Here is a 12,638-nt window from a genome sequence, read left to right on the forward strand (position 1 = left end):
CCCCCATGCCCTGGGCGTGGAAACGCACCTGGGCCGGGTTCAGCAAATGCACCCGCACGCCGTGCTCATGCAGCCAGTACGCCAGCGGCTCGTGATAGATGCCGGTCGCTTCCAGGTACACGTGCAGGGCCTCGGGTGGCTCGCCGGTGTTGCGTTCGAGCCAGTGCAGTAGTTCCGGGTACTGATCTCGACGGTTCGGAAACACCTTGGGCTTGACCTTGCCCGCCTCCAGATCCCGAACCCACATGCAGTCGAGCTTGTTCTTGCTGACATCAATGCCGATATGAGCCATCTCGTCCTCTCGCCTTGTCCGTACAGCCTCACCCGTCCTTCACGGGGGGCTTGGATACCGTTCAAACTTCGAGATGAGAAGGGCGCGGGGACCGATCTACGGAGCAGGTTCAAGACCTCAGGAGGCCAACGGGTTACCCCGAGCCCGGTGCCACAGATGGTAGCGCTCCCTCTGCGACGACACACAAGGAGGCCAGCCCCCTGGCCGACCAGGCCCAACCGCTGCCCCGACGGCCGGGACCGACCCACCGCCGACATCGGCCGGAGGGCCGGCCTCCTACCGAACGGGCACCCATCCACACCCCCGTAGGAGGCGAGCCCCCTCGCCGATCCGGCCCAACCGGTGCCCCGACGACCGGGGGCCAGCCCACCGCCGACATCGGCCAGGGGGCTGGCCTCCTACCAACCGGGCACCCATCGACACCCCCCTTGTAGGAGGCGAGCCCCCTCGCCGATCAGGCCCGTCCGGTGCCCCGACGGCCGGGGCCGGCCTACCGCTGCCATCGGCCGGGGGGCCGGCCTCCTACGGGCGGGTTTCGCCGTCGACGTCCCTGATCTCTTCATCCATGGATTCCAGCCGCCGTGTGGTGGCCAACGGGGAGGTCGTACCGCGAGCGATCAGGTAGTAGGTGGCCGGAATCACGAACAGGGTGAACACGGTGGCGAACAGCACGCCGGAGAACACCGCGACCCCGATCACGAAACGGGTCTCCTCGCCCGGGCCGGAGGCCAGGATCAGCGGGATGGAGCCGGCCACGGTGGTCAGGGCGGTCATCAGCACCGGGCGCAGGCGCAGGCGACCGGCCTCGATTACCGCGTCACGGAACTCGCGCCCGCGATCGCGCAGCTGGTTGGCGAATTCGACGATCAGGATGCCGTTCTTCGCCGCCAGTCCGATCAGCATCACGATCCCGATCTGGCTGTAGATATTCAGCGTCTGCCCGGTCAGGCTCAGACCCAGCAAGGCCCCCACCACGGCCAGGGGCACGGTCAGCATGATCACGAACGGGTGCACGAAACTCTCGAACTGCGCGGCGAGCACCAGGAACACCACCAGCAGCGCCAGCGCGAACACGAACAGGATCGCCTCCGAGCCCTCGCGCAGATCCAGCGACTGGCCCTTGTAGTCGATGCGGGCTTCCTCCGGCAGCACCCGTTCGGCCGCCGCATCCAGGACCTCCAGCGCCTCGCCCAGCGTCAGCTCGCCGCCCACGCCGCCCTGCAGGGTCACTGCCCGGCCGCGGTTGTAGCGCGACAGCGACGCCGGCCCGGCACGCTCCTCGTAGCGCACCACGCTGGACAGCGGCACCAGCTCGCCGGACTCGGCACGCAGATGGATGTTGTCGATGGCCTCGGTGGTGCGCCGCTGATCGGTCAGCCCCTCCAGAATCACGTCGTATTCCTCACCGCGGTCCTGCCAGCGGGTCACCGCCCGGCCACCCAGCAGGATGTCCAGCGTGCGGCCGATGTCGCGCATGGAGATGCCCAGGTCCCCGGCGCGGTCGCGGTCCACGCTCAGGCTCAGCTGCGGCTGGGTCGGCTCGTAGTCCAGACGCAGGTTGCGCAGGCCGTCCACGTCACGCACCTCGTCCAGCACCGCGTTGCCCCATTCTTCCAGGGTCTCGAAGTCGGGCCCGGAGATCACGAACTGCACCGGTGGCCCGGGCGCGCCAGTGCTGAGTCCCTGGCGCATCACCGCGCGCGCCTGCACGCCCGGCATCTCGCCGATGCTGTCCTCGATCCAGTTCATCACCTCGCGCCCGGAAGGTTCGCGGTCCTCCCAGTGCTCGAGGATCGCGATGACGAAGCCGTCGTTGACCGTCTCCACCCCGCCGAACCCGCGCGGGGTACGCACCAGCGCGCGCCGGATCGGCCCGCCTTCCTCGCTCATCAGCGGCTGCAGACGCTCTTCCACCTCGGCCATTTGCCGGCTCATGTAGTCGAAGCTCGCTCCCTCGGGCCCGTCCACCATCACGAAGAACGCGCCGCGATCTTCCTCCGGCGCGAATTCTTCGGGGAGGCTGTCGAACAGGTACCAGGCCCCGACCAGCACCCCGCCCAGCAGCGGGACCACCAACCAGGACACGCGCAGCCCGCCGGAGAGCAGCTTCCCGTAGCCGGCCTCGATAGCGCCAAATACCCGGCCCACCATGCGCGCCGCGCCGGTCTCGTCGTCGCCCTTGTGCATCAGGCGCCCGGAGAGCACCGGCGCCAGGGTCAGCGCCACGATGCTGGAGAACACCACGGCGATCGCCATCGCGATCGCGAACTCGGAGAACAGCCGCCCGACCATGCCGTCGAGGAAGGCCAGTGGCACGAACACCGCCACCAGCACCGAGGTGGTGGCGACGATCGCGAAACCGACCTGACGTGCCCCGCGCCAGGCGGCCAGCAGCCCCGGCTCCCCGCGCTCGATACGCCGATGGATGTTCTCCAGCATCACGATGGCGTCGTCCACCACCAGCCCCACCGCCAGCACCAGGGCCAGCAGGGTCAGCAGGTTCACCGAGAAACCGAACAGGTTGATGCCGATGAAGGCCGCGGTCAGGGCCACCGGGACGGTCACCGCCGGGATCAGCGTGGCGCGCCAGCTGCCCAGGAACAGGTAGATCACCGCGACCACCGCCAGCGTCGCCACCCCCAGGGTCACGTAGACCTCCTGCAACGCCCCTTCGATGAACACCGATTCATCGTAGGTCGGAACCAGCGAGGTCCCTTCCGGCAGGCTGCCTTCCAGATCGGCCGCCAGTGCCTTCACCGCACCGGCGACCTCCAGCACGTTGGCATTGGACTGGCGGATGATCCCCAGCCCGATCATGTCCTCGCCATTGCCGCGGAACTCGGTGCGCTCGGTATCCGCACCGATGTTGACCGAGGCCACGTCGCCCAGGCGTACCAGCTGACCGTCCTCGCCGCGGCGCAGGACCAGGTTCTCGAAGTCTCCGGGCGTGCGGTAGCTGCGGTCGATGCGCACACGGAACTCGCGCTCGTCGGAATCCAGCCGTCCGGCCGGCAGCTCGACGTTCTCCCGCTCCAGCGCATCCTGGATCTCCAGCACGGTCAGGTCCCGCGCTGCCAGCGCCTCGCGGTCGATCCAGATGCGCATCGCGTAGCTGCGCGCCCCGCCCAGCCGCACCAGAGCCACGCCGTCCACCACCGACAGTCGATCGACCAGATTGCGGTCGGCGTAGTCCGCCAGCTCCAGCGCGCTCATGCGGTCGCTGGAGAGGTTGAGCCAGAGGATGGGCGAGGAGTCGGAGTCGGCCTTGGTGATGCGTGGCGGCTCGACCTCGTCCGGCAGATTGCGCTGCGCCCGGCTGACCGCCTCGCGCACGTCGTTGGCGGCGGCGTCGATATCGCGGTCCAGACCGAACTCGACCGTGATGCGCGAGCGCCCGTCGTCGCTGGAGGACTGCATGTAGCGGATGCCCTCCACCCCGGCGATACGGTCCTCCAGGCGCTGGGTCACCTCGCGTTCGATGATCTCCGCGCTGCCGCCGGGATAGTTGGTATCCACCGTGACCACCGGCGGGTCGACGTCGGGGTATTCGCGCAGCGGCAGCTGATCCCAGGCGATCAGGCCGAAGGTCACCAGCAGCAGATTGAAGACGATCGCCAGCACCGGCCGGCGATTGGCGACATCCGAGAGGATCATCCGTCGTCTCCGGACTCCAGTACGCGCACGGTCGTGCCGTCACGCACCCGCGAGACGCCCTCGGAGACCACGGTGTCGCCGGGTTCGACGCCGTCCAGCACCTCCACCCAGCCGGGGGACCGCCGACCGACGCGGATCCGGTCGCGGCTGACCGTGTCGTCCTCCTGCAGGCGGAAGACGAAGTGCTGGTCGGCGGTCTGCACCACAGCGCCCTCGGGCACCGCCGGCGCCCGTTGCGGATCCAGCGCCAGGCGCACCGTGGCGAGCATGCCCGGGCGCAGGCGTTCCTCCGGGTTGTCGGCCACCGCGCGCACGTTCAGGGTGCGCGTGCCCGCGTCGATGCGATTGCTCACCGCGGTCACGTCGGCCGCGAAGTCGCCGGCCGCACTGTGCCCGGTGATCGGCATGCCCAGCTCGATGGAAGCGGCAAAGCGCTCCGGCACCGGGAAATCGAGGCGCACGGTGCGGATGTCGTCCAGCTCCACGAGGGCCGTGTCCGGCGAGACCATGGCCCCGGGGCTCACCTCGCGCAGGCCCAGGGTGCCGGTGAAGGGCGCCCGGATGGTGCGGTCCTCCACCTGCGCGGTGGCCGCGGCCAGGGCGGCCCGGGCCTCGGCCAGGCGCGAGGCCTGCTGGTCGACCTCCTGGCGGGTCACGATGCCGTCCTGTACCCGGTCACGCACCCGCGCCAGCTCGCGGCGGGCGTCTTCCACCCGCACCCGGGCCTCGTCACGGCGCGCCCGTTCCTCGTCCGCGCGCAGTCGCACCAGGACATCACCCGCGTCGACGCGCTCGCCGTCCTCGAACTCCAGTGATTCCACCCGGGCGGTCACCGGCGCACGCACCGTGACCGACTCCCGCGCGGCGACCGTGCCCAGCGCCTCGATCACGGTCTCGAACTCGCGCGGCGCCACCTCGCTGACGCGCACCGGCGTGCGTTCGTCACGCTCGCCGGAGGCCGGCAGGGTCGCGCGCGCGGCCCCGGCATCGTCCTGCTGCTGCAGCCACCACGCCCCGCCCGCCGCCAGGGCGAGGACGAGGATGCCGCCGATGATCCCGCTTGCCTTCACCAATGGACTCCTTTAATCACGCCACCCGCCGGACGGGGCCGGCCGGCGGGCGGGTGCTTGTACATGACAAACCGACCCGGTTCATTCGCCCGGGTTCCGCAGGGCCTGCGGGAGGGCGCCCAGCGGCCGCCCGTGCGCGGCGCCGATATCGATCACCGGCCCCTTCGGCACGATCCCCGACGGATTCAGCATCGGGTGCGAACCGTAATAGTGCGCCTTGATGTGGTCCATGCGCACGGTCCCGGCCACGCCCGGGCGCTGGTAGAGCATGCGCAGATAGGCGGACAGGTTCGGGAAATCCGTCAGCCGCTGGCGGTTGCACTTGAAGTGGCTGTAGTACACCGGATCGAAACGCAGCAGCGTGGTGAACAGTCGCCAGTCCGCCTCCGTCAGGCGTTCGCCGGCCAGGAACGGCTGGCGCGCGAGGCGCTGCTCCAGCCAGTCGAGGGTCTCGAACAAGCGGTCGAAGGCGGCATCATAGGCCTTCTGCGTGGTCGCGAAGCCGCAGCGATAGACCCCGTTGTTCACGTTCTCGTACACCCGCTCGTTGACCGCATGGATCTCCTCGCGCAGATCTTCCGGGTAAAAATCCAGGGTGTTACCGGTGATGTGATCGAAGGCGCTGTTGAACATGCGCACCAGATCCAGCGACTCGTTGTTGGCAATGCGGTCGCGTTCGGTATCGAACAGCACCGGAACGGTGACGATGCCGGTGTAGTGCGGATCGGTGCGGGTGTAGAGCTCGTGCATGTAACGCGAGCCGTGCACCCGGTCCCCGGTGCAGCCGTCGCAGTCATCGAACGACCAGCCGGCATCGCCCATGTAGTGGTGCACCACCGACAGCCCGATGTGCGGCTCCAGGCCCTTCAGCCTGCGCAGGATAAGCGCACGGTGCGCCCACGGACAGGCATACGACACGTACAGGTGATAGCGCCCGGAAGCCGCGGTGAAACCGCCCTCGCCCAGCGGGCCGGGGCTGCCGTCGGCGGTCACGTAGTTGCGGTACTGCTGATCCTGGCGTACGAAATCGCCGTTCTCGTCGGATTCCTCCTCCAGCCAGCCTTCGCGCAGCTCACCGTTGATCAGCAGACTCATGGCCATTCCTCCGGATGGTTCACCCGGATGATGATCCCATCGAGGCAATCGAATGAAAATCGCGGATTTTCGCGAAAACCCGACGACAAAAACGAACGGTATCGACCCTCCTCGCCGAAATCACTCGCCACTCCGGCCGGCGGCCTCCAGCAGGGCACCGGAGAAGTCCGGCATGCCGAGATCGGGTATCCATCCCAGCGCCTCCAGCAGGGTCCACAGGCCGATGAGCAGGAACAGCGCCGCGGCGAACCAGCGCAGCATGCGCACCGGCATGCGCTCGGCAAAGCGCCGCCCCAGCAGCAGCCCGGGCACGGTGATCAGCAGGATGCCCAGGGTCGCACCCAGCACCACCGGCACCAGGCTGCCGGAGGCCCCGGCCAGCGCGACCACGGCCAGCTGGGTCTTGTCCGCCATCTCGAACAGGAAGAAGGTGGTCGCAGCGGTGAAGAACAGGCTGCGGGCACAGGGGTTCTCCGGCACCCCGTCCTCGTCGTCCTCCGGGATCAGCACCCAGACCGCCATGGCGAGAAACGCGATCGCGACCAGCCACAGGTGCCAGTCGGTGTCGATCACCGAGAACAGCCACACCCCGGCCACGGCCGACAGCAGCTGGTTGGCGAACAGCCCGGCGGTCATGCCCCAGAACACCGGCCACAGGCGGTGACAGCGCAGCCCGAACAAGGCGGCCAGGAACATCGACCGGTCGCCGATCTCGGGCACGGCCATGGTCAACACGGAAAGAAGGAACAGCTCCATGACGGGCGATCCGGGCCGGGCGGGCGATGACCGGTGGCATCGACCTCCGCCGCCCGGCCATGAGCACGCCCGCCGCCGTTACGGCGGCCCGGAGATCCATGCCACAGGTCTCGTCGGGCCGGATGCGGCTGCCTGCGCCACGGCCCCTGCGGGCCAATGATGTTGACGCAGGCCCCCGTCGCCGAAGGACGGGGTGACTACTCCCCTGAGCTTCCTGACTTTAGGACAGCCGGGTGATGGCTGTCCATCAACGGCGTTAGCCGGTCCCTGGACGCCCCATGGTGCCGGAACGCGGGGGTCCTCAGCGGTAGAGTCGCACTGCCTGGCGCCGGCCCTCGACGCCCCGGTTGGCGCAGAAGGACTGGGTCTCGCCATCGGCGTAGCGCACTTCCATGTTGAAACCGGCTGCCGGCGGGTGGTTGAGTGCCACGTCGCGGCGCTCGCCGGGCCGGATGCGCCCTTCGCGCAACTCGCTCAGGCTCTGGTCGTGACTGAAGCTGAAATGGATGGCTTCGATCATCTCGTCGGTGTCGTTGTGCACCGTGACCAGCAGCATCCCTTCCGGTACCTCGGGGTCCGAGAGCCAGTGGACGCCCAGACCGCCAATGACCAGTCCGGCCAGGAACAGCAGGGTGGCCGGCGCGCGCAGGAAGTCGATGACGCGGTCGCTCAGGTCGCGCGGGTCGGTTTCGGGGGGTGGCTTGCTCATGCGGGTCTCCATGCTAACATCAGCCGTTTCTAATATACCGGCCGGGCGGCACGAAGAGAACCGCCACCGGTCGTCCGGTGACCGGCGAGGAACAATCCGGTATTTTCCGCGTCTTCATCCACCAAGTTCGATCCAGCAAGGCGGTCCGCACGTGGGAAGCGACGAACGCAATCTGCAGGCCCTGGTGGGGCGACTGGCGGAAATACTGCCCGCCGGCAGCCTGCACGGCCGCATCGGCCTGGAAAAGGAAACCCTGCGCGTGAGTCCGGAGGGCGGCCCGGCGCAGACGCCGCATCCGCCGGCGCTGGGGTCGGCTCTGACCCATCCCTACATCACCACGGACTATTCCGAGGCGCTGCTGGAGTTCGTGACCCCGCCGTTCGAGGATGTCCGCGAGACCCTCGGCTTCCTCCACGACCTGCAGGCGTTCGCGGCCGCCAGCGTGGGCGACGAGATCCTGTGGTCCACCTCCATGCCCTGCGTGACCGCCGACGACTCGGCGATCCCGGTGGCCGACTACGGACCCTCCAATGCCGGGCGCATGAAGACGGTTTATCGCTTGGGGCTGGGCCATCGCTACGGGCGCAAGATGCAGGTGATCGCCGGGGTGCATTTCAACTACTCCCCGCGCGAGGAGTTCTGGCCGGCGCTGGCCGAGGTGCTGGGCGAGACCGACACCCGCGAGTTCCGCGACGCGCGCATGATGGGCATGATCCGCAACCTGCTGCGCTTTGGCTGGATGGTGCCGTATCTGTTCGGTGCCTCGCCGGCCGTGTGCAATTCGTTTCTCGAAGGCCATGGCACCACGCTGGAGGACTTCGACGACGACACCAGCTACCTGCCGCATGCCACCAGCCTGCGCATGGGCGACATCGGCTACACCAACCGCAAGGAGGCGGACACCGGCATCAAGGCGGACTACAACACGCTGGCCGGGTACGTCGATTCGCTGCGCTGCGCGATCAACACCCCCAGCCCCGAATGGGAGGCGCTGGGGGTCAAGGTCGACGGCGAATACCGCCAGCTGAACGCCAACATCCTGCAGATCGAGAACGAATACTACTCCACCGTGCGGCCCAAACAGCCGCTGGAGCGCTTCGAAAAGCCCACCGACGCGCTGGAGGCGCGCGGGATCGAGTACGTGGAACTGCGCTCGGTGGACATCAACGCGCAGCACCCGCTCGGCGTGGACGAGACCCAGCTGCGCTTTCTCGAGACCTTTGCGCTGGCCTGCCTGCTGCAGCCCAGCCCCGCGTTCGGCCCGGGCGAGCTGGACGCGATCGACGCCAATCTGCTGCAGGTGGCGCACTATGGCCGGCGCCCCGGACTGGAACTCCAGCGTCCGCAGGGCGATACCGCGCTGGCGGACTGGGCGCGCGAACTGCTGGCGCTGATGCGCCCGGTGGCCGCCGTGCTCGACCAGGACCGCCCGGGCGACCCCTACCGCCGCGCTCTCAGCGAGCAGTGGGGCAAGGTCGAGCAGGCCGACCTGACCCCGTCGGCGCGCATGCTGGAAGACATGATGGCGCGCGAGGAGGGGTTCCACGTGCACGCCCGGCGCCTGTCGGCCCAGCACCGCGAGGCGTTCCGCTCCAACGGGCCGCTGCCGCGCGCCGACATGCTGGAGGCCCTGGCGCGCCAGAGCCTGGCCGAACAGGCCGAGATCGAGGCCGCCGACACCCTGGACTTCGATACCTTCCTGCAGCGCTATTTCGACGGCACCCTGCGCCACGCCTGACCGACGGTTAGAATGCCCCGGCGCGGCCAGGCGTGCCTGAGCCGAACCACACCCCTCGCGACCGGGAGCCTGTCGATGGCCGAATCCGACGACCGCCGCCTGTCCACCCGCTGCGTCCACGCCGGCGAGATCGGCGATGCCCATGGCAGCGCACTGACGCCGATTTATCCCACCACCACCTTCAAGTACCGCTCGACCGCGGCAATCCTGGACGTGGTGGAGGGCCGCACCAGCGGGAGCCTGTACACCCGCTACGGCATGAATCCGACTATCCGCAGCGTGGAGTCCAAGCTCGCCAGTCTCGAGGGGGCCGAGGCCGCGCTGGTATTCAGCTCGGGCATGGCGGCGGAGACCGCGCTGTTCCTGGCCCTGGGCCGCGAGGGGGTCGTCTGCATCGGCGATGCCTACGGCGGGACCATGGAACTGCTCTCGGAGCAGCTGCCGCAACTCGGCATCCGCACGCAGTTCCTGCTGGGCGACGAGCTCGACCATCTGGACGCCTGCCTGGAACAGGGTGCCGGACTGGTGTTCCTGGAGACCCCGACCAATCCGGCGCTGGAGGTGTTTCCGATCGGCAAGATCGCCGAGCGGGCGCACGCCCATGGCGCGCTGCTCGCGGTCGACAACACCTTTGCCTCACCGGTGAACCAGAACCCGCTGGCACTGGGGGCGGACCTGGTCAGCCACAGCGCCACCAAGTACCTTGGCGGGCATTCCGACCTGACCGCCGGGGCCCTGATGGGCTCGACGGAGAACATCGGGACCGTGGCTGGCTGGCGCAAGAACCTGGGCTCCACGCCCTCCCCGGAGACCTGCGCGCAGCTGGCCCGCAGCCTGCACACGCTGGTGGTGCGGGTCCGCCACCAGAACGCCTCGGCACGGGCCATCGCCGAGGCGATGCAGGGCCATCCGAAGGTCGCGCGCGTGCGCTACCCGGGCCTGCCGGAGGATCCCGGCCATGCACTCGCGTGCGAGCAGATGCACGGCTTCGGCGGCATGCTCACCCTCGAACTGGATGCCGACACTGACGGTACCAGCGCGGTGGTCGACCGCCTGCGCCTGTTCGCCATCGCGCCCAGTCTGGGCGGCACCGAGAGCCTGGTGACCCAGCCGGTCACCACCACCCATCACGGCGTGTCGCCGGAGGAACGCGAACGCCGCGGGATCACCGGCTCGATGGTGCGCCTGTCGGTCGGCCTGGAAGACCCGCAGGACCTGATCGACGACCTCTGCCAGGCCCTGGGGTAACACCGGGACCGGGCAGACACCCGCGTTTTCCCGTGCACTTCCCGGGGTGCGCTTTGCAGCGCGCCCGGGTTCTGGCAGTTTGGTCATTCATCCTTTCGGATCCGCATCCATCGTGAACCTGCCCCTGCCCCGACGCCTGGGAGACTGGCTGCGCAGCCTGGGCCGCCCGCCCCGGGCGGGCGACGGGCGGCGCGTGACCCTGGCAGACACCGAATGGACCGACCTGCGTCGGCGGGTCCCGTTCATCCGCACCCTGAACACCGCGGAGGCCGAACACCTGCGCGAACGCATCGAGGGCCTGCTGGGCAGCAAGGAGTTCGTCGGGATCGACCACGAACCGGAACCCTGGCAATGCCACGTGATCGCCGCCTACGCCGCCCTGCCGGTGCTGGAACTGGGTCTCGAGCCCTATCGTGACTGGCACACCGTGCTCATCTACCCCGACACCTTCGTGCCCGATCACGAATGGGTGGACGAGGACGGCATCGTGCACCGGGGCGCAATGCCCCAGGCCGGCGAGGCCTGGGAGCGGGGACCGGTGATCCTGTCGTGGAATGACGTCCTCGAGCACGGCGCGGTGGTGGTGCACGAGGTGACGCATATCCTGGACGGCGGCAACGGCGACGTGAACGGCTTCCCGCCGCTGCCGCGCGACCGCGACCCGGCCGCCTGGACCGCCGCCTTCAGCGAGGCCTGGGAATGGTTCAACGCCCGGGTCGACGCCCCGGGCGTCTCCGAGGAGGATCTGCCGCTGGATCCCTATGCCGCCACCGCGCCCGAGGAATTCCTCGCGGTGGCCGCCGAGGCCTTCTTCTTCGAGCCCGACCGCCTGCGGCGGGACCTGCCCGCAGTCTACGAGGAAATGGCGGGTTATTTCCGCCAGCAGCCCCATCGCCGCGCGGCGGCGGTCGCGACATCCATCCCCGAACCGAGACCGACATAATGCCCCGATCCATGAAACACCCCGTCCCCCGCACCGGGCTCCCGGCCCTGATCCTGCTTGTATTGCTGGCGCTCGCCGCCGTCCCGGCCTCAGCGGAAGACGGCGATTCGCGCTACGTAACCCTGGACAGCCTGGTGGTCAACCTCGAGGACCCCGGCGCGGCCCGTTACCTGCAGACGAACATCCAGCTGGAGACCGCCTCGCAGGAAGACGCGGACCAGGTGCGCCACCACATGCCCGCGGTCCGCGACCGGCTGATCCACGTCATGGGCGGGCGCGACCCTGCTGAGGTACGCCGCAGTGACGGCCGCGAGGCGCTGCGCGACGAAGCGGTGGAGGAGCTGCGCGAGATCATGGAAGAGCTTACCGGCGCCCCGCTGATCGACGCCCTGTACTTCTCCAACTTCATCATCCAGTAGATACCGTGTCTCGCTTACTGGTTGCAACCGGTGCTACAGCGAGGTTGGTACGGCTGCTGCGACTTCAGCACACCGAAGGCGATGTGGAGCAACTTCCGCATTGCGGCGCCGATCGCGGCCATCTTCGCCTTCCCACGCCGCAACAGGCGCTGGTATTGATCCCGAACGTCGGCGTTGTGATGCGCGGCGGCGATCGCTGCCATGTAGAGCTTGCGTCGCAGACCGCTTGACCCCGTCTTCGCCAGCCGCGGTTGCCGCTGGATCGAGGTGCCCGACTCCTGCTGGACCGGCACCAGCCCGTGGAACGCCGCCGCCTGACGGGCACTCCGAAACGCACGGCTGCGCAACGTCGCGGTCATCGAGGCCGACAACACCCGGCCGATACCGGGGATGCTCTCCAGCAAGGCCCGGTCCCGCTTGAGGTGGTCGTGCGCGTTGAAGTGGTCATCGATCTGCTGCTGCAGCCGACGATGCTCCTCGCGCAGGGCCTCCAGCACGTTGCCGATCGACTCCTGGGCCAGCGCGTCCTCATTGAACTGCGCCTTCTCCAGCCGGTTCTCCTCGCGCCGGATATCCTGCTCCAGCGCTTCCAGTCGCCCCAGAAGACGCTTCAGTTCCCGCACCTCCGGGGGTTCCGGCTGCCACGGCGCAGGCGCGCGTTCGATGCCGTAGCGCGCCAGCATCATGCTGTCCTTGCGATCCGTCTTGTTGCGC

11 protein-coding genes and 1 riboswitch are annotated in these 12,638 nt (G+C 68.7%); of the genes, 4 read left to right on the forward strand and 7 right to left on the reverse strand.

Annotated features, from left to right (window positions below; all coding sequences use genetic code 11):
* The 6 genes from D577_RS0113265 to D577_RS0113290 form a co-directional block, all read right to left on the reverse strand.
* The coding region (locus tag D577_RS0113265; RefSeq protein WP_155985584.1) for a transposase at positions 1-292 on the reverse strand (292 nt) is incomplete at its 3' end.
* 522 nt (positions 293-814) lie between these two features.
* Entirely contained in the window at positions 815-3,946 is a 3,132-nt protein-coding gene (locus tag D577_RS0113270) for an efflux RND transporter permease subunit (RefSeq protein WP_018947941.1), read from the reverse strand.
* Entirely contained in the window at positions 3,943-5,016 is a 1,074-nt protein-coding gene (locus tag D577_RS0113275) for an efflux RND transporter periplasmic adaptor subunit (protein WP_018947942.1), read from the reverse strand. The genes D577_RS0113270 and D577_RS0113275 overlap by 4 nt, the downstream gene beginning before the upstream one ends.
* Before the next feature lie 81 nt (positions 5,017-5,097).
* Positions 5,098-6,111: a glutathione S-transferase family protein gene (locus D577_RS0113280; RefSeq protein WP_018947943.1), complete on the reverse strand. Its 1,014-nt coding sequence runs from the start codon at positions 6,109-6,111 to the stop codon at positions 5,098-5,100.
* Between the two features lie 120 nt (positions 6,112-6,231).
* Complete coding sequence (locus D577_RS0113285) at positions 6,232-6,867, reverse strand: TMEM165/GDT1 family protein (RefSeq protein ID WP_018947944.1); 636 nt, start codon at positions 6,865-6,867, stop codon at positions 6,232-6,234.
* Positions 6,868-6,967: 100 nt separating this feature from the next.
* Positions 6,968-7,085: riboswitch (yybP-ykoY riboswitch) on the reverse strand.
* 83 nt (positions 7,086-7,168) lie between these two features.
* A complete protein-coding gene (locus tag D577_RS0113290; protein ID WP_024329256.1) occupies positions 7,169-7,576 on the reverse strand; it encodes a hypothetical protein in 408 nt (135 codons plus the stop codon).
* 151 nt (positions 7,577-7,727) lie between these two features.
* Here D577_RS0113290 and gshA point away from each other — a divergent pair, with 151 nt between their 5' ends.
* The 4 genes from gshA (at position 7,728) to fliL (ending at position 11,924) form a co-directional block, all read left to right on the forward strand.
* Positions 7,728-9,314, forward strand: coding sequence for a glutamate--cysteine ligase (gene gshA, locus D577_RS0113295; RefSeq protein ID WP_018947946.1), 1,587 nt, complete (start codon positions 7,728-7,730; stop codon positions 9,312-9,314).
* Positions 9,315-9,389: 75 nt separating this feature from the next.
* Positions 9,390-10,562, forward strand: a complete 1,173-nt coding sequence (locus D577_RS0113300; protein WP_018947947.1) for a PLP-dependent aspartate aminotransferase family protein — start codon at positions 9,390-9,392, stop codon at positions 10,560-10,562.
* 112 nt (positions 10,563-10,674) lie between these two features.
* Positions 10,675-11,505, forward strand: a complete 831-nt coding sequence (locus tag D577_RS0113305; protein WP_018947948.1) for a zinc-dependent peptidase — start codon at positions 10,675-10,677, stop codon at positions 11,503-11,505.
* 11 nt (positions 11,506-11,516) lie between these two features.
* Entirely contained in the window at positions 11,517-11,924 is a 408-nt protein-coding gene (gene fliL / locus D577_RS0113310; RefSeq protein ID WP_018947949.1) for a flagellar basal body-associated protein FliL, read from the forward strand.
* Positions 11,925-11,938: 14 nt separating this feature from the next.
* Here fliL and D577_RS0113315 read toward each other — a convergent pair.
* Positions 11,939-12,638: IS110 family transposase (locus tag D577_RS0113315; protein WP_018947950.1), on the reverse strand; the 700-nt coding region annotated here is incomplete at its 5' end.

The organism is Thioalkalivibrio sp. AKL17 (genome assembly GCF_000377885.1).
GTDB classification, from domain to species: Bacteria; Pseudomonadota; Gammaproteobacteria; order Ectothiorhodospirales; family Ectothiorhodospiraceae; genus Thioalkalivibrio; species Thioalkalivibrio halophilus.